This window comes from Arthrobacter sp. K4-10C (assembly GCF_059090085.1).
This window is the reverse complement of sequence record NZ_JBNHFI010000008.1, coordinates 33,549-50,838: the sequence shown is the minus strand read 5'-3', so window position 1 is coordinate 50,838 and position 17,290 is coordinate 33,549. Positions and strand designations below refer to the sequence as shown.

Here is a 17,290-nt window from a genome sequence, read left to right as displayed (position 1 = left end):
TGGGAAACAGGAGGGGAAAGCACGGCAAACGGCACTTCACCGCTGCCGGACTTCGAGAACTCGACTCCCTTGCGCCGGTACTAACCGGATCAGGTTCGAGGGTCTGCGGCTGTCCGCACTCTCAGCGCCCACCTGCGGTTCCTGGCCTTGCCAGTTCCGACGGCGGCGCTCCCCTGTCGTTGTGTGTTGCTTGATTTGGATGATGCATTGGATTGCCCTGTTGGGCGTGGTCCAGTTTACACCTGGACAGGGGTAGATTGTGGGCCATGACTGCCAATCCGCCGCATGTGACTGACTACGATCCGGACTCCGACGCCGTACAGCCGGAGGGCTCGCTGCAGGCCCTCATCGGCCGCATCGAAGGCGAAATCCACGAACTCCAGTTTCCAGGCTTCTCGCTGGACGACGCCCTGAACCTTGGCCTCCTCCTCGTGGAACTCGGGAAGGAACGCGGGCTGCCCATCGCGATCGACATCACCAAGGGTGAACAGGTCCTGTTCCACGTGGCCCTGCCCGGCGCCACCCCTGACAACGAACACTGGATCCGCGCGAAGCAACGGACAGCCGCCCGGTATGAGGTGCCTTCCCTCCTGGTGGGGCTGCGCGGCCGCCTCCGCGGGGGCCGGATCGAGGACCAGGGGTGGTTCGATCAAACGAAGTACGCGGCACATGGCGGTTCTTTCCCCGTCTACGTGGAGGGCGTGGGGTCGGTAGCCACCGTCACGGTTTCCGGACTCCCGCAGGTGCAGGACCACGACCTGGTGGTGGAGGCGATGCGTGAGGTGCTGCGGTCAACAGGGGCAGACGGCGCACCATGACCGGCTGGCCGGCTGAGAACCCCGTCCGGGCGGCGGTGGACAAGGCAGAGGACGAGATGATTTTCATTGGCCCGGACCATCCCTACTATCCCCTGCTGGCCGAACTGGTGTCCGCCGTCGGCAAGGCATGGCAACAGGGGTACGAGCACGGCCGCAACGGCGGACAGCACCCCAACCCCTACACCTGGACCGGCCCGGCATAAGGGGACTGCACAGTGTTGGCTTCCGGATACCCCGGCGCGGAAACAAAGCTTGCTTAGCTTTTGATAGTAATCATGCTTACTATATTGTTTCAACGCGTTTGAGGAGTATGGGAACATGGCAGTCAGCACCCGCCCCACGGGCGTCCGAACCGCCCTGCAGTGGTCTGCCCTGACTTCGGCTGCCGTATTCCTGCTCGCAGGCATCCTTGGATTCGTTCCGGGCATCACGAGCAACTACGGTTCCCTTGGCTTTGCGGGCCCCGGTTCGGAAGCGCTGCTGCTGGGTATCTTCCAGGTATCCGTCCTCCACAACCTCGTCCATCTTCTCTTCGGCATCGCAGGGGTTTTCATGGCAGGCACCCACCGGCAGGCGAGGAACTTCCTCATCTATGGCGGGGTCATCTACCTGGTCCTCTGGCTGTATGGCCTCCTAATCGGAGACACCACACCCGCCAACTTCATTCCCGAGAACTCTGCGGACAACTGGCTGCACCTCATCCTGGGCCTGGCCATGATCGCCCTGGCCGTCCTGCTCTCCCCCCGCACCACCCCGGCAGGCCGCCGGGAACGCTGACCACCCCCACTGCCGCCAGTGCAGACGGCAATGGCACACATTACCCAGATCAAGGAGCACCCATGGAAATTCCGAAGCCCAGAGGCCCCATCAGCAGCGCCCTGTTCGACGTTCTGGCGGACGGCCCGGACGGCTCCGGCGAAGCCCTTGCGGGGCTGTCGGAACTGGTCCCGCAGCGCCTGGCGGAAACGGGAGACATCATCGGCGATGATGATGCCCAGCTGGCCCTCTTCTGCCTCTACGAGCTCCACTACTCCGGCCTGGCAGGAGTATCGGACGAATGGGAATGGAGCCCGGGACTCATCCAGGTCCGGCAATTGCTGGAGAAGCCGTTCGAGACGGCCCTGCGCGCGGCTGCCAGGGAGGCCGCCGGCGACCTGGACCTTCCGGCTGCGGCCGACCTGACCAGCGACGCGGTGGCGGACATCCTTTTCGGTCTCGCCGGCAGGGATACCGGCCCCAGCGTCTCCCGGTACGTGGCCAGGAAGGCAAGCCTGGACCAGCTCAAGGAGTTCCTGATCCACAAGTCGGTGTACCAGCTGAAAGAGGCCGATCCGCATACGTGGGCAATCCCCCGGCTCAGCGGCCGCCCCAAGGCAGCATTGGTGGAGATCCAGGCGGACGAGTATGGCGGGGGCCGCCAGGACCGGATGCACAGCGCGCTCTTCGCCCGCACCATGCGCGGACTGGGGATGGATGACCATTACGGCGCGTACGTCAACGCCGTCCCCGCGGTCTCCCTTGCTGCCGTCAACCTGATGTCCCTCTGCGGGCTGAACCGGCGGCTCCGCGGCGCCATCACAGGCCACCTGGCCATCTATGAGATGACGTCCTCCCAGCCCAACCGCCTGTACGGCAACGGCTTCCGCCGGCACGGCTTCGATAGCGACGTCACCCACTACTTCGACGAGCATGTGGAAGCGGATGCGGTCCACGAGCAGATCGCGGGCCGGGACCTTGCCGGCGGCCTGGTGGAGGCCGAGCCCGGGCTGCTGGATGACGTTATTTTCGGTGCGACAGCTGTCATGGCCATCGACGCCAGGATCTCCGCCCACCTGCTCGAGTCCTGGGAGAACGGCCGCCCATCACTCAGGGCGGCCGTGCCGGCGGCAGCATGACCGCCCCTGCCATCGGGGCATCCGGAGCCCAGCTCCAGGCGGAGTACATCCTGCCCCTGCGCTGGACCGATGATGCCGGACTCGCCGACCTGGTGGACTATCTGCAGCGCCTGGTGGCCTGGATCCCGGTCACCGTTGTGGACGGGTCCGGCCCGGAGCTGTTCGGGCGCCACAAGGAGCAGTTTCCGCCGCAGGTGCGGCACATCCGCGCCACGGGCCTGGCGGAGCCGGGAAGCGGCACCCGGCAGGGCAACGGGAAGGTCGCGGGGGTCGTCACGGGCGTGCACGCCGCCAAGGCGGAACTGCTGGTGATAGCCGACGACGACGTCCGCTACACGCGTGAGTCCCTCGCCGCCGTCGTGGGTCACCTCAGCGGCGCCGACGTAGTGCGGCCGCAGAACTATTTCGACCCCCTGCCCTGGCACGCCTGGTGGGATACATCCCGATCGCTGATCAACCGCGCCTGGTCCGCGGACTTTCCCGGGACCCTTGCGGTGCGCCGCAGCGCCCTCCTGGCCACGGAAGGCTATGAGCCTGTCCTGTTCGAAAACCTTGAGCTCATCCGGACCGTCAAAGCCGCGGGCGGAAAGGAGCTGGCAGTTCCCAACCTCTTCGTTGCGCGCAGGCCGCCCAAGGCCGGGCATTTCCTGAAGCAGCGGCTTCGGCAGGCCTACGACGACTTCGCTCAGCCCCGGCGCCTGGCCGCGGAACTCGCCCTGCTGCCGGCAGCCATCGGAGCGGCCTCCCTTCCCCGGAAGGCCCGCCTCGCGGCCTTCGCGGGACTGGCGTCCGCGGCGGTGGCCGCAGCGGAAACCGGACGGCGCCGCCACGGCGGAGCGGCTGTTTTTCCCCTTCGCGCCGTGTGGTTTGCACCTTTGTGGGCGGTGGAGCGGGCCGTCTGCATCTGGGGCGCCCTCGCGTTCCGCCTGGCCGGCGGCGTTCCATATGCGGGCGCCAGGCTTCGAACTGCAGCCCATTCGGAGGCTGAGCTCCGGCGCCGGCACGGGGGGAAGCTGCAGGCCTTCCGGGAGCAGCAACCAGCACCAGCTATGAAGGAGCAGCCATGAACCAGGACCAGCCCGAAAGCTCGATTGTGGTGTGCCCCGATGGCCCCCTGATCGTGCGGGGAGACTTTGAAATCGTCACCCCGTCAGGTGATCCGGTGCCGCGCGCACGGCAGACGGTGGCGCTGTGCCGGTGCGGGGCGTCAGCCATCAAGCCGTACTGCGACGGGACCCACAAGATGATCAAGTTCCGCACGGAGCCACCCGCCTCCTGAGTGGTTGCGGGGCCCTGACCCGCTGCCGGGCCCGTTCACCGGAAATTGCGGCAGGACTGTTGACACGCGAAGGCCGGCCAACAAGGATTGACCTTCGGAAAACGTTTTCTGATCGAGGAGGCCTGCGCGTTGCACACCCAGCAGACCGTCATAGACCGGGAAGCCCTGGTCCACCGCCACAACGTGGAACAGCGCAACCTCGATTCCCGCAGCCCCGTCTCCGTGGGCAACGGCGAATTCTGTTTCACCATGGACCTCACCGGTTTGCAGTCCCTGCCCGGCGAGTATCCGGTCGCCGCCCGGGAAGCGCTGCCGCCCGGCACCCTGCTGGGGACGCAGTCACAGTGGGGCTGGCATTCCATTCCTCCTGGGCAGGACTACACCCTGGCCGGCTCCACCGTCCTCTACGATTCCCCCCGCGGGCCCGTGCCGTACGTCGACATGGTAGGTGGCATTGTGGACGGGAGGGAAACCGGGACGTCGGAAGGCGAAACCTGGCTGCGCGCCAACCCGCACCGGCTGGACCTGGGCCGGATCGCCTTCACCCTGCCGGAGCGGGAAGCGCCGGGGCTGGCGCGGGAAGACATCGCCAGTCCCAGCCAGGTCCTTGACCTCTGGACCGGGACGGCCATCAGCAACTTCACCCTGCATGGCCGCCCGGTCAGGGTGGCCACCGCCTGCCATCCGGACCGGGACGAGCTGGGCTTTCGGATTGAATCCGTTGCCCTTCAGCAGGGCCTGGCCGTCTCGCTGGCGTTCCCGTACGGTTCCGGAGCCTGGCACAACGCCGCCGACTGGGCCAGCCCCGAGGCCCACAGCACCCGACTGGAGGAACTGCCTGCCACCAGCAGCGGACGGCAGTGGAGGATCACCCGGCAACTCGACGGCACCGGCTATCAGGTGGCGGTCCGGGGCGACGGCCTGGAACTGACGCAGGCCGGCCCGCACAGCGTCCTGGTCCAGGCAGGGGAAGGGCAGGACGTCCTGGACTTCAGTGTCCATTTCATCAGCACCGGCACCGGCGACTGCCTGCGGCGCGGCACCGGCGGCATCGGGAGCAGCACTCCGCAGGACGGAGACCACGGCGGCACGGCACCGGAGGCGGCCGTCGCTGGGCATCAACTCCTGGAGCCGGGCACCGCTGTCATCGAGGCCTCCCGCACTGCGTGGCCGGCCTTCTGGAAGTCCGGCGCCGCCGTCGAACTCTCCGCACCAGATGACCCGCGCGCGGCGGAACTCGAGCGCCGGACTGTCCTGTCCCAGTACCTGACCGCCATCAACTGTTCCGGGTCGCTGCCGCCGCAGGAGACAGGCCTTGTCTGCAACTCCTGGCGCGGGCGTTTCCACCTCGAAATGCATTGGTGGCATGCCGCCCACTTCGCGGCCTGGAACCGGACACGCCTCCTGCTCCCTGCCCTGCGCTGGTATGCGTCCATCCTGGAGCCCGCCCGTCAAACAGCGAAGGCGCAAGGGTTCGACGGCGTCCGCTGGCCCAAGCAGGTGGGCCCGGACGGGCGGGAGAGCCCCAGCCCCATCGGCACCTTCCTCATCTGGCAGCAGCCGCACCCCATCCACCTGGCGGAACTGGCGTACCGGACGGAGCCCTCGCGGGAACTCCTGGAGGAATTCGCGGAGATCGTGTTCGAGAGCGCCGAGTTCATGGCGGGCTTCGCGCACGCCACTGCCCGCGGCTTCGAACTGGGCCCGCCGCTGGTTCCTGCCCAGGAGAGCTACGAAACCATCAGGGGCACCGCCAGCAACCCCACCTTCGAGCTCGCCTACTGGCAGTGGGCCCTGCGCACAGCCAGCGCCTGGCGGGACCGCCTGGGACTGCCGCCCCGGGAAAAGTGGGTGGCGGTCGCGGACGGAATGGTCCGCCCCAAGGTGGTGGACGGCATGTACGCAGCCATCGGCGTCGAACCATTCACCATCCGCACCGACCACCCCTCCATGCTCTGCGCGCTGGGTGTGCTGCCGCAGACGGACATCATCGATCCCGCAGTCATGCGGGCCACGCTGGCCGGCGTCCTCGCGGACTGGGACTGGGACAGCACCTGGGGCTGGGATTATCCCGTGATGGCCATGACGGCGGCCAGGCTGGAAGACCCGGAGACCGCAGTGGACGCACTCCTGCTGGATGCGGCGAAAAACCTGGTGCTGCCCAACGGGCACAACCGGCAGACCGAATCGCTGCCGCTGTACCTGCCGGGGAACGGCGGCCTGCTGGCAGCCATTGCCCTGATGGCAGCCGGGTGGGACGGCGGTCCGGACCGGCACGCGCCAGGGTTCCCCGCCCACTGGACGGTCAGGTGGGAAAACCTGGTGCAGGCCCCTTAGGACCGGCGCATGCCCCTTGGGACTCATGCAGGCCCTTTCGGAAGGTCGCTGTCCGCCGTACGGCGGAGCATGGCCCGATAGTCCGGACCGGACGGCTAGGCTGGGTACAGCCCGTTTTCCGCCCGCAAGGAGTACTAGGAATGAACCTCTTCATCAAGCTGCTCGGCACCGGCGTAAGCCTTGGCGCCGGCCTGGTCGGCACCAAGCTGGTCAACGCCATCTGGGAAAAGACCACCGGCCGCAAGCCCCCTACGGGCAAGGACGAGGACGTCCCCACCAGCCTGCACTCAGCACTGACGTTCGCGCTGATTTCGGCGTCCGTCAGCACCATCATCCAGGTGCTCGCCAACCGGGGCACCCAGCGGGCCATCACCCGGTTCGCCAAGAGCCAGGACATCGTTTAGCCCCGGAGATTTAGCGCCCAGGGCCGTCGCCGGAGCCGTCCTCGCGGGCGGCCCTGGCGGCGGCTTTTTGCACCACTTCCTCCAGATCATCAGCTGCCAGGAGCTCGCGGTGCAGGTGCTTGGTGCGGTAGCCCGCCCGGCCCACCATGTGCGCGGAAACGGGCACGGTGAGTAGCTGGAAGATCCAGGCGACCAGCAGCACCGGCCACACCCACCAGGTCCGCATTTGCAGCCCGATGGACGCCAGCAGCAGGAACAGGCCCAGCACCTGCGGCTTCGTAGCGGCGTGCATTCGGCTCAGCAGGTCAGGAAAACGCAGCAGGCCAATGGCGGCACCCAGGGACATCAGCGCCCCCACCACCATGAACACGGCCGACACCAGGTTGATCCACCCGTCCACGCTGGTCAGGTCAAAGCTCCACGTATCAGGGCTCATTGGGCTGCTCCCTCCGGTCCGCCACGAACCTTGCCACCGTCACAGAGCCAATGAAGCCGATGAAGGAGATGGCCACCACCAGCATGAGGTTGTTGAGGTGCCTGTTCACTGCCATGTCGACGCACAACGCTCCGCCCAGGATGGCGAGCAGCACATCGGACGCGAGGACGCGGTCCAGCAGCGAGGGGCCCCGGGCGATGCGGATGATTGCCCCGCCGGCGGCCAGCGAAAAGATGACGGCCGTGATGGCCAGGACTGCCTGCATCATGCGGCTGCCTCCATCCGGACTGCTTCCAGTTCTTCGCGCGTGCCCATGATGCGGATCAGGCCGGCCTCGATAGACCTGACTTCGTTGCGCAGGTTTTCCACGTCGTCCGGGGTACTGATGTTGATGGCGTGCAGGTAGAGGGTGGACGTTGACCGGTCCACCTCCACCACAAGCGATCCCGGAATCAGGGATATGACGTGCCCGGTGGCGGTGACCAGCAGGTCCTGGTGGCTGCGCAGGGTGACCGCGACGACGGCGTTGGTCACCTTTGGTCCCCTGGCGATGGCCAGGTAGAGGATCTGGGCGCTGGCGATGACCACCTTGGCCAGGAACACCAGGGCGAACGGGATGGCGTGGAGGATGTTGAAACGGCCGCTGAGCTCCACCGGCGGAAGGTAGAACAGCCGGGCGACGGCGATTGCCAGCAGCGCTCCGAACAGCAGGTTGCCGGGGCTGAAGTCCTGCCAGAGGGCACCCCAGACGATCACCAGCCACACAAGGAGCGGCAGTTCCTGGCGCAGCGAAATGCGTTGGCGGGTCATTGTCCCCCTCCCGGGGTTCCGATTGGCGGCACTACGGTGTCCTCACCCATGACGGCCTGGATGTACGGCGCCCGGTCCAGCATGTCCTCAGCGGCCCTGTCCGACAGTCCAAAGAGGGGCCCGGCGAAGACGGTGAGCGCAACACCCAGTACCACCAGGCCGAGCGTCGAGCCCACCATGGTCCGCGGCATGAGCGTGGCTGAGGGGGTGGCACCGGTGCGGGCGGTGAGCAGCCTCCCGGTACGGCCGGACCCGCCATCCAGGGCCGTTGCCCCCCGAACCTGCCCGTCTGCCTGTTCGTCTTCGTCCGGCTCGGCCAGCAGCACCGGGTCCGGATGCTCGGCATCCGAGGGCCGGCGCCAGAACGCGCGGTTCCAGACCCTGGCCACCGCCAGCAGCGTCAGCAGGCTGGTGAGGACACCGCCGACGACGAGTGCATAGGCGAGGGGCGTTCCCAGCTCGATGCCGGCCTGCAGCAGCCCCACCTTGCCCAGGAACCCGGAGAACGGCGGGATGCCCGCCAGGTTCATGCCGGGAATGAAGAACAGCAGCGCCAGGACGGGCGAAAGCTTGGCCAGCCCGCCCAGGCGGTCCACGGAGGAACTCCCGCCGCGCCGCTCTATGAGGCCGGTCACCAGGAACAGGCTGGTCTGGATGGTGATGTGGTGCGCAACGTAGAAGACGGCCGCACCGAGCCCTGCCACCGAGGACATTGCCAGCCCGAACACCATGTAGCCGATGTGGCTGACAAGGGTGAAGGACAGTAGACGCTTGATGTCGCTCTGCGCCAGGGCACCCAGGATTCCCACCACCATGGTCAGCAGCGCCGCCACCATCAGGGGTGTGTTCAGCGAGTCGCCGGGAAACAGCAGGGTTTCCGTGCGGACGATGGCGTAGACGCCCACTTTGGTCAGCAGGCCGGCGAACACGGCGGTGACCGGGGCCGGGGCCGTGGGGTAGGAGTCGGGGAGCCAGAAGGAGAGCGGGAAGACTGCCGCCTTGATGCCGAACGCCACCAGGAGCATCACGTGCAGGAGGGTTCTGGTGCCCTGGTCCAGTTCGCCCAGTTTGAGGGCAAGGTCGGCCATGGTCACGGTTCCGGTGGCTCCGTAGACCATTGCGATGGAGATCAGGAACAGCACCGATGACACCACCGACACCACCACGTACGTGACGCCTGCACGGATGCGCGGGCCCGTGCCGCCCAGGGTCATCAGCACATAGCTTGCCGTCAGCAGGATCTCGAAGCCGACGTACAGGTTGAAGAGGTCGCCGGAGAGGAACGCATTGGACACCCCGGCAACCAGGATCAGGTACGTGGGGTGGAAGATCGAGACCGGTGCGTCGTGGTCGCCGTCCGCCATGCCCTGGCCGGTGGCGTACACCAGCACGGCAAGGCTCACCGCGGACGAGACCACCAGCATCAGCGAGGAGAACTGGTCCACCACCATCACGATGCCCCACGGCGGCAGCCACCCTCCGATGGTCACCGCAACGGTCCCGCCGTCCCACACATGGGCCAGCAGGAGGCATTCGAGCAACAGGGTCAGGGACAGCAGTCCGATGCTCACCATACGCTGGGCACGGGAATGCCGGATCAGCAGGAAGGTCAGGGCAGCGCCCAGGATGGGAAGTACGACGGCGAGCGGGGCAAAGCTTGCGATGTTCACTTTCCGCCTCCTTCCGGGCCGGGGTTGACGTTTTGGGAGCCGGGCTTTTCTTCCGCGGCGGCCTGCTCGGCCGGCATTTCACGGCCGCCGGCCACGAGCGTCGCCGTGGCTGGGGCATGCCCCGTGTCGCCGGACGGGCGGTGGTCGGAGATGTCCCGGCCGTCGCCGCCCAGCATCGTGAGCGGAAACTCGGAGGTCTCCGCGGGGATCTCGGCGTCGTCCTCGGCATCGAAGCTGGGGGTTTCGGCGACGCGGAGGTCTTCCACGTCATCCTGGATCTCGTCGCGGCGGGCCAGTACCCAGGTGCGGTAGATGATGCCGAGCATAAAGGCCGTGACCGCAAAGGAGATGACGATCGAGGTCAGGATCAGCGCCTGCGGCAGGGGGTCGTTGTAGTCTTCGGCCGCGATGTCCCTGGAGTACAGCGGCGCCAGGCCGGCGTAGCCGCCGGTGGCGAGGAGCAGCAGGTTGGTGGCGTTGGCCAGGAGCATCAGCCCCAGCAACACGCGCGTGAGGCTGCGTTCCAGGATGAGGTAGATTCCGCAGGCGTACAGGGCACCCATGACAATCAGCAGGGCCAGGTTGACGCTCATGCTTTGCCCTTCACGGTGGTTTCTGCGGGGATGCCGTCCGGTTCCTCATCCTCGGCGGGGGCGGCCGCCCGTTCCTCGAAGTGTTCGTCGATTTCGGCGCCGAGGCTGCGCAGCACGTCAAGCACCAGCCCCACCACGACGATGTAGACGCCGATATCGAAAATGGTGGAGGTGACGAACTTGATGTCGCCGAACACCGGCAGCCAGAACTGGATGATGGCCGTCTGGAAGACCTGGCCGCCCAGCAGCAGCGGCACCGCGCCCGAGGCCGCAGCAACCGCCAGTCCGATGCCCAGCAGGGCACCGGCGCTCACGGGGGTTGCCTCCCGCAGTTCGAACCGGCCGCCTGCCAGGTAGCGGATGGTCAGTGCCAGTCCGGCCGTTAGGCCGCCGGCGAATCCCCCGCCCGGAAGGTTATGGCCGGCCAGCAGCAGGTACAGGGAGAAGATCACGAGGGAGTGGAAGACCAGGCGGGTGACCACTTCGAAGATGATGGACCGGCGCTCCGGCGCCAGGGTCCGCCCGGCTACCAGCCAGGCGTCGCGGGTGGCGGAAGCGAACTTGCGGCTGATGGCCAGCGCGGCGCCGTCCCGGGAGCCGGGGTCGATGCCGTGGTGGCGCCCTACCGAGCCCTCGGCCACGGAGGCGGATGCCAGGATGCGGTCGCCCCGCCCGCGGACGAAGATCAGGCTTGCCACACCGGTGGCGGCCAGCGCCAGCACGGTGATCTCCCCGAAGGTGTCCCACGCCCGGATGTCCACGAGCGTCACGTTGACGATGTTCAGTCCTCCTCCGCCCTCATAGGCCAGCTGCGGGAACTGCAGCGAGACGGGGGTTGCGATGCGGGCTCCCATGGCGAAGATAGCGGCGAACACCATGGTGACGCCGAATCCCAACCCGATCAGGACCCGCACCACCCGGTATTTTCCGCCGGTGCGGTCGCGGAGTTCGGGTGGCAGGCTGCGCATGGCGAGCACGAATGCCACCAGGATGATCGTTTCAACCAGCATCTGGGTGAGGGCCAGGTCCGGAGCGCCCTGCAGGGCGAACATCAGTGCGATTCCGTAGCCGGTGACGGAGACCATCAGCACGGCCAGGAAGCGCTTGTTCGCCTTGACCGCGGCCAGGGCACCGATCACGATGCCCGCCCCCACCACGAGCTGGAGTGGCGAGCCCGGATCCACGAGGTACAGGTTTTCCGGAAGTGGCTTGCCGGCCATCAGGATTGCGGTCAGGGGAAGCACGAACGCCACGCTGAGGATGACGGCAAGGTAGTAGTACAGGGAGCCGCGCTGTGTGCGGCCGGTCACCCATACGGCCACGTCGTCGAGCGCGCCGATGGTCAGCTGGTAGGCGCGGTCCGCGTCCACCCAGTCGGGCACGAGGGACTGCAGCCGCGAGACGGCGTTGCGGCCCAGGTACATGGCCAGGCCCAGGGCGAAGGTGAGGGCGGTCAAACCCAGGGCCGGGGTGAAACCATGCCACAGCGCCAGGTGGCCTGCCTGCTCAGCCGGGGTGCCGGCGTCGGGCGCGGTGGAAGCGAACAGTGCCGCGTAGGGCTGGGCCCATGCATCCACCGGGACGGGCCACAGCCCGTACACGATGGTGAGGAGGCTGAGGAAGGCCGGGGCGGCGAGGAACGACGGCCTGACTGCTTTGAACTGGGTGCGCTCCACACCGGGCTTGGTGGCGAACGCTCCCCACATGAACCGCGCACTGTAGGCGAACGTGAGGATGGACCCCACAACGATTCCGGCCAGGACCACCGTTCCCCACTGTCCGGCGGCAGGGTTTGCGGCGCGGTGCACGAAGGCTTCCAACACGGACTCCTTGGCAACGAATCCGGCCAGCAGCGGAACGCCGGCCATCGAGGCCGCGCCGATGCCCGCCACGATGCCCAGGGCCCGGGACGAGCGGAAGACACCGGACAGCTTCCGCACGTCGCGCGTGCCGGACTGGTGGTCGATGATGCCCACCACCAGGAACAGGGTGGCTTTGAACAGGCCGTGGGCCAGCAGCATCGCCACTCCGGCCAGGGCCGCCTCAGGGGTGCCCAGCCCCACCACCATGGTGAGGAAGCCCAGCTGGCTGACGGTTCCGTAGGCGAGGATGAGCTTGATGTCCGTCTGCCGGAGGGCGCGGTAGCCGCCCACCAGCATGGTGGCCAGGCCCAGGCCGAGCACCACGGGCTGCCAGTACGCGGTGTCGGAGAAGCCCGGGGCGAGCCTGGCCACAAGGTAGATGCCCGCCTTGACCATGGCTGCCGCATGCAGGTAGGCGCTGACGGGCGTGGGCGCCGCCATGGCGCCGGGAAGCCAGAAGTGGAACGGGACCAGCGCCGATTTGGTGATGGCACCCACCAGGATGAGCACGACGGCGGTGCTCACCATGGCGCCGGATGCTCCGCCCACCAGCGCGGTAGCCTGGTCAAGGATTGCTGAGATGCGGTAGGTACCCGCGGCGTGCCCCAGCATGATCAGGCCCACGAGCATCGCCAGGCCCCCTGCCGTGGTGACCATCAGCGCCTGCAGGGCGGACCGGCGTGCCGCCAGCCTGGTCCGGGCGAACCCGATCAGGAGGTAGGACAGGATGGTGGTCAGTTCCCAAAAGATGAACAACAGCAGGAGGTCGTCGGCGACCACCAGGCCGAACATGGCGCCTGCGAAGGCCAGGAGCTGGGCCCCGAACGCCCCGAGGTCCTGGTCCTTCCGTTTGAAGTACCGGCCGCAGTAGAGCAGAACCAGGGATCCTACGCCGAGCACCAGCAGTGACATCACCCAGGCCAGGGCATCCATCCGGAACGCGAACTCGAGGTGCAGGCCGGGGATCCACGGAAAAACCTCTGCTACAGCCCCCGGTGCCGAGTAAACGGGGGCGTGCTGGAAGAGAAGCCACACGAAGGATCCGGCAGGAACAACAGAGAGTGCGTAGAACGCGTTGCGGCCCCAGGCCCTGAAGAGGAGCGGCGCCAGGACAGCCACCGAAAAGTGCACGGCAAGGACTGTAATCACTGGTTTCTCCGCAACGTCAGGAATTCGATTGTCAAAGTTATGGCCGGCGGCAAATAAGTAAGTTTCGGGAGTGGACAGTTTATCAAGCCTCTTTTGCCCGACGCACCGCGTCAGGTAGCATGGCCGCCGCCCTCCCGCGGCGTTCCGGGGCAGGGTTCCCGTTCCTGTTCGCCATCGGCGGATACGATGCATCGTATGAACAGCGCCAGCGCTCCCGGAGCCATGCAGCCGGTTTCCGACCTTGAATCCGGCACGCACGCGTCAAGCAAGGGCAGGATCCTGGCCTGGGCCTCCTGGGACTGGGGTTCCGCCGCCTTCAACGCCGTGATGACCACTTTTGTCTTCACCGTCTATCTGACGTCCAGCTCCTTCGGCGGGGAGGACCAGGCGTCCGCAGTGCTGGGCGGCGCACTCACGGTGGCGGGCCTCGCCATTGCCCTGCTTGCCCCGGTCACCGGGCAGCGTTCGGATGCCGGCGGCCGGCGCAAGCTGTGGCTGGGAGTCAACACGGCCGCGGTCGCCATCCTGACCGCCCTGTGTTTCTTCGTATTTCCGCGGCCCGAATTCCTGCTCCTGGGAGTGTCGCTGATCGCCCTGGGCAATGTCTTCTTCGAATTCGCCGGCGTCAACTACAACGCCATGCTCGCCCAGATCTCCACGCCGCGGAACATCGGCAAGGTCAGCGGCTTTGGCTGGGGCGCGGGCTACCTTGGCGGCATCGTGGCGCTGCTGATCGTGCTGCAGCTGTTCGTCCAGCCCAGCTTCGAGTGGTTCGGCGCCTCAACCGAGGAGAGCCTGAACATCCGGCTGGTGGCCGTCTTCTCGGCCCTCTGGTTCTTCACCTTCGCCCTGCCGGTGCTGTTCGCCGTCCCCGAACTGCCGCGAACGGACCAGGCCGGGAAGTTGGGGGTCATCGCCAGCTACGGACTGCTGGTCCGGCGCATCAAGGCGATCTATGCCACCAGCCCCCACACCATCTACTTCCTGCTCGCCAGCGCGGTGTTCCGCGACGGGCTCGCCGCCGTCTTCACCTTCGGCGGGATCATCGCAGCGGGGACCTTTGGCTTCGAACTGTCCCAGGTCATCTTCTTCGCCATCTTCGGCAACGTCGTGGCGGCGGTGGGGGCCGTGATCGGCGGGTTCCTGGACGACCGGGTGGGGCCAAAAGCGGTCATCATCGGTTCCCTGATGGGCCTCCTGGCCGCGGGCACCGCCATCCTTGCCCTCGGCAACGGGGACTACGCCTTTTTTGGCGTGGCGTGGGCCGGCAGCACCACGTTCTGGGTGTTCGGCCTCTTCCTCTGCCTTTTCGTCGGCCCGGCCCAATCCTCCTCGCGGGCATACCTGGCCCGGCTGGCGCCGCACGGCGAATCGGGTGAGCTCTTTGGCCTGTACGCCACCACGGGGCGGGCGGTCAGCTTCCTGGCTCCGGCCCTGTTCACGCTCTGCATAGCCGTGGCCACGCCGCTGGTGCCCGCCGGCGAAGCGCAGCGCTGGGGAATCCTAGGCATCATGGTGGTCCTCCTGGCGGGCCTCCTGGTCCTGCTGCCGGTCAAGTCTCCGGACAGGGCCTCCATCGCGGTTGTTCCGGCGGACTGAGCAGGTGGTCTGACCCGCCCCACATACCTCCATGGAAGACTAGGCTTGGATCATGAACGTGGATGAGACCGACCTCCCGGGACTGGGCCGGCGTAAGGATTTCATGACAGCATCCGGCCGCCGGATCGGCGTGGTGGAGCTGCGGGAGGGCCAGACGGAACTCATCGTTTCCACCTGGGACGATCCCGATACCTGCCAGGCTTCCATTCCGCTGACCAGCGATGAAGCCGCCACCCTGGGCAACCTCCTTGGCGGGCAGCACCTGGCCATGAAGCTGACGGAAGAGCACAAGGACGTCCCGGGCATCGTGACCAGGCAGTTCTCGATCGCTCCGGACTCCCCGTTCCATAACCAGCCCATGGGCAAGGCATGCATCCGCACCCGCTGCGGCGTCTCCATCGTTGCCATCATGCGTGAAGGTGAGGTGCTCCCGTCGCCGGGACCCGACGTCGTCCTCCACACCGGTGACCTGCTGATCGCAGTAGGAACCCAGGAAGGCCTCGATACGGCGGCCGATATCCTGCGCCACGGCTGAGCCCTATGGACCCGCTGGCCCTGACCCTCATTGAACTGGGGGCCGTTGTGTTCTGCCTTGGCCTTTTGGCCAGGCTGGCCGGACGGATCGGAATGTCACCCATCCCGCTGTACCTCCTGGGCGGACTCGCCTTCGGTGCCGGCGGCATCATCAAGCTCGAGGGCATGCACGAGTTTGCGCACCTTTCCGGGGAGATCGGTGTAATCCTGCTGCTGCTTATGCTCGGATTGGAATATACGGCGGCGGAGCTGTTCACCGGGCTGCGCCGCTCGTGGCAGGCGGGCGTGCTTGACCTGGTCCTGAACTTCCTGCCGGGGGCGCTGCTGGCCCTGCTCCTCGGCTGGGGCACGGTGGGGGCAATGGTGATGGGCGGCGTCACCTACATATCTTCCTCAGGGATCGCAGCGAAAGTCATCACGGACCTGGGCCGCCTGGGCAACCGTGAAACGCCCGTAGTGCTGTCCATCCTGGTGTTCGAAGACCTGGCCATGGCGGTCTACCTCCCCATCCTCACGGCCACCCTGGCTGGCGTCAGTTTCCTGGGCGGCCTCACCACGGTGGGGATCGCACTGGCGGTGGTCAGCCTGGTCCTGATGGTTGCCCTGCGGCACGGGCACCGGGTCTCCAAGGCCGTCCACAGCGAGAATTCCGAGGTGTTCCTGCTTAACGTCCTGGGCGCCGCCCTGTTGGTGGCCGGAGTGGCGTCCGCCATGCAGGTTTCGGCTGCGGTGGGGGCCTTCATGCTCGGCATCGCCATCTCCGGCGCAACCGCCCATAACGCGACCCGGATCCTTGAGCCGCTGCGCGACCTGTTTGCCGCGATTTTCTTTGTGGCTTTCGGGCTCAACACGGACCCGTCATCGATCCCGCCTGTACTCGGGTGGGCCCTGGTGCTGGCGATCCTCACGGCCGCCACCAAGATGGTCACGGGCATCTGGGCCGCAAGGAGCGCCGGCATCGCCCGGCGCGGCCGCTTCCGCGCAGGAGCAACGCTCATCGCGCGCGGCGAATTCTCGATCGTGATCGCCGGACTGGCCGTAACCTCGGGAGCGGTACCCGACGAGCTGGCGGCCCTCGCCACCGCATACGTGCTCATCATGGCCGTCGTGGGACCGCTGGCTGCCCGCTACGTGGAGCCGCTGGTCACGAGGTCTGCGGGAACCGCCGGAATCCCTGCAAAGGCCTAGGACCCGGTACACCTGGACAACGTGACATCCAGCCGTCGCGCCGGCTAGATGCTGGTGCGGTGGAAGTTCAGGTGGCTCCGGCTGGCGGTGGGGCCGCGCTGGCCCTGGTAGCGGTTGCCGTACCCGCCCTGGCCGTAGGGGTACTCTGCGGAGGATGTCAGCCGGAAGAAACACAGCTGCCCGATCTTCATGCCCGGCCAGAGCTTGATGGGCAGCGTGGCCATGTTGGACAACTCCAAGGTGACGTGCCCTGAGAATCCGGGGTCGATGAATCCGGCTGTGGAGTGCGTCAGGAGGCCCAGCCGGCCCAGCGAGGACTTGCCCTCCAGCCGCGCGGCAATATCGTCCGGAAGCGTGACCGTTTCGTAGGTTGAGCCAAGGACGAACTCGCCCGGGTGCAGGATGAAGGCTTCGTCCTCTTCCACTTCCACCAGCCGCGTCAGCTCCGGCTGCTCCTGCGCGGGGTCAATGTGGGCGTACTTGTGGTTATCGAACAGCCGGAAAAACTTGTCGATCCGGACATCCACGGAGGAGGGCTGCACCATCGCGGGATCGTAGGGTTCCAGGACGATCCGCTGGGAGTCTATTTCGGCACGAATATCGCGGTCAGAGATGAGCACCGTCCCAAATTACCGTATGGCTTATCCACACCAATATTTTCCCGTTGTTGCTGTGACCTCATGGGGCTAGTGTTGCTTCAGATACTCAGGCGCCGG

Annotated in this window: 18 protein-coding genes and 1 riboswitch; of the genes, 11 read left to right on the top strand and 7 right to left on the bottom strand. The window is 66.7% G+C overall.

The genetic code is table 11. The features are described from left to right. Window positions 1–48: 48 nt before the first annotated feature. Window positions 49–185: riboswitch (TPP riboswitch) on the bottom strand. 81 nt (window positions 186–266) lie between these two features. From AC5RUU_RS12440 to AC5RUU_RS12405, 8 genes are all read left to right on the top strand, one after another. Further along, the gene (locus AC5RUU_RS12440; protein ID WP_493975513.1) at window positions 267–818 is read left to right on the top strand and encodes a heme-degrading domain-containing protein; all 552 of its coding nucleotides are present in this window, start codon (window positions 267–269) and stop codon (window positions 816–818) included. Then, window positions 815–1,021: a hypothetical protein gene (locus AC5RUU_RS12435; protein ID WP_493975512.1), complete on the top strand. Its 207-nt coding sequence runs from the start codon at window positions 815–817 to the stop codon at window positions 1,019–1,021. The genes AC5RUU_RS12440 and AC5RUU_RS12435 overlap by 4 nt, the downstream gene beginning before the upstream one ends. A 115-nt stretch (window positions 1,022–1,136) precedes the next feature. Next, on the top strand, window positions 1,137–1,595 hold the full coding sequence (locus tag AC5RUU_RS12430) for a DUF4383 domain-containing protein (RefSeq protein ID WP_493975511.1): 459 nt from the start codon (window positions 1,137–1,139) through the stop codon (window positions 1,593–1,595). 62 nt (window positions 1,596–1,657) lie between these two features. Then, window positions 1,658–2,713, top strand: a complete 1,056-nt coding sequence (locus tag AC5RUU_RS12425) for an iron-containing redox enzyme family protein (protein WP_493975510.1) — start codon at window positions 1,658–1,660, stop codon at window positions 2,711–2,713. After that, on the top strand, window positions 2,710–3,780 hold the full coding sequence (locus tag AC5RUU_RS12420) for a glycosyltransferase family 2 protein (protein ID WP_493975509.1): 1,071 nt from the start codon (window positions 2,710–2,712) through the stop codon (window positions 3,778–3,780). Before AC5RUU_RS12425 ends, AC5RUU_RS12420 begins: the two co-directional genes overlap by 4 nt. Further along, window positions 3,777–3,992, top strand: a complete 216-nt coding sequence (locus AC5RUU_RS12415; protein WP_493975508.1) for a CDGSH iron-sulfur domain-containing protein — start codon at window positions 3,777–3,779, stop codon at window positions 3,990–3,992. Before AC5RUU_RS12420 ends, AC5RUU_RS12415 begins: the two co-directional genes overlap by 4 nt. Window positions 3,993–4,121: 129 nt before the next feature. Further along, window positions 4,122–6,329 (top strand): hypothetical protein, encoded by a 2,208-nt coding sequence (locus AC5RUU_RS12410; protein WP_493975507.1) that lies wholly within the window; start codon window positions 4,122–4,124, stop codon window positions 6,327–6,329. Between the two features lie 140 nt (window positions 6,330–6,469). Next, the gene (locus AC5RUU_RS12405; protein ID WP_079595394.1) at window positions 6,470–6,733 is read left to right on the top strand and encodes a DUF4235 domain-containing protein; all 264 of its coding nucleotides are present in this window, start codon (window positions 6,470–6,472) and stop codon (window positions 6,731–6,733) included. 10 nt (window positions 6,734–6,743) lie between these two features. Here AC5RUU_RS12405 and mnhG read toward each other — a convergent pair whose 3' ends face one another. Genes mnhG through AC5RUU_RS12375 form a run of 6 tightly spaced genes read right to left on the bottom strand, consistent with a single transcriptional unit; the run spans window position 6,744 to window position 13,253 of the window. Further along, window positions 6,744–7,169 (bottom strand): monovalent cation/H(+) antiporter subunit G, encoded by a 426-nt coding sequence (gene mnhG / locus AC5RUU_RS12400; RefSeq protein WP_493975506.1) that lies wholly within the window; start codon window positions 7,167–7,169, stop codon window positions 6,744–6,746. Next, window positions 7,159–7,437: an MrpF/PhaF family protein gene (locus tag AC5RUU_RS12395; protein ID WP_493975505.1), complete on the bottom strand. Its 279-nt coding sequence runs from the start codon at window positions 7,435–7,437 to the stop codon at window positions 7,159–7,161. The genes mnhG and AC5RUU_RS12395 overlap by 11 nt, the downstream gene beginning before the upstream one ends. Further along, window positions 7,434–7,979, bottom strand: a complete 546-nt coding sequence (locus AC5RUU_RS12390; protein ID WP_493975504.1) for a Na+/H+ antiporter subunit E — start codon at window positions 7,977–7,979, stop codon at window positions 7,434–7,436. Before AC5RUU_RS12390 ends, AC5RUU_RS12395 begins: the two co-directional genes overlap by 4 nt. Beyond that, window positions 7,976–9,649, bottom strand: a complete 1,674-nt coding sequence (locus AC5RUU_RS12385) for a Na+/H+ antiporter subunit D (protein ID WP_493975503.1) — start codon at window positions 9,647–9,649, stop codon at window positions 7,976–7,978. The genes AC5RUU_RS12390 and AC5RUU_RS12385 overlap by 4 nt, the downstream gene beginning before the upstream one ends. Continuing rightward, window positions 9,646–10,242, bottom strand: coding sequence for a Na(+)/H(+) antiporter subunit C (locus tag AC5RUU_RS12380; RefSeq protein ID WP_493975502.1), 597 nt, complete (start codon window positions 10,240–10,242; stop codon window positions 9,646–9,648). Before AC5RUU_RS12380 ends, AC5RUU_RS12385 begins: the two co-directional genes overlap by 4 nt. Continuing rightward, the gene (locus tag AC5RUU_RS12375) at window positions 10,239–13,253 is read right to left on the bottom strand and encodes a Na+/H+ antiporter subunit A (protein ID WP_493975501.1); all 3,015 of its coding nucleotides are present in this window, start codon (window positions 13,251–13,253) and stop codon (window positions 10,239–10,241) included. Before AC5RUU_RS12375 ends, AC5RUU_RS12380 begins: the two co-directional genes overlap by 4 nt. Window positions 13,254–13,448: 195 nt before the next feature. Between AC5RUU_RS12375 and AC5RUU_RS12370 the strand changes: the two genes are divergently transcribed. Genes AC5RUU_RS12370 through AC5RUU_RS12360 form a run of 3 tightly spaced genes read left to right on the top strand, consistent with a single transcriptional unit; the run spans window position 13,449 to window position 16,574 of the window. Then, window positions 13,449–14,852 carry an MFS transporter gene (locus tag AC5RUU_RS12370; protein ID WP_493975500.1) on the top strand — a complete coding sequence of 468 codons (1,404 nt, stop codon included), beginning with the start codon at window positions 13,449–13,451 and terminating at the stop codon, window positions 14,850–14,852. A 52-nt stretch (window positions 14,853–14,904) separates the two neighbouring features. Beyond that, on the top strand, window positions 14,905–15,387 hold the full coding sequence (locus AC5RUU_RS12365) for a cation:proton antiporter regulatory subunit (RefSeq protein ID WP_493975499.1): 483 nt from the start codon (window positions 14,905–14,907) through the stop codon (window positions 15,385–15,387). 5 nt (window positions 15,388–15,392) lie between these two features. Beyond that, entirely contained in the window at window positions 15,393–16,574 is a 1,182-nt protein-coding gene (locus AC5RUU_RS12360) for a cation:proton antiporter (RefSeq protein WP_493975498.1), read from the top strand. Between the two features lie 44 nt (window positions 16,575–16,618). On the opposite strand, the gene dcd is transcribed toward AC5RUU_RS12360, so the two are convergent. Beyond that, window positions 16,619–17,194, bottom strand: coding sequence for a dCTP deaminase (gene dcd, locus AC5RUU_RS12355; protein ID WP_258803862.1), 576 nt, complete (start codon window positions 17,192–17,194; stop codon window positions 16,619–16,621). Between the last annotated feature and the right edge of the window lie 96 nt (window positions 17,195–17,290).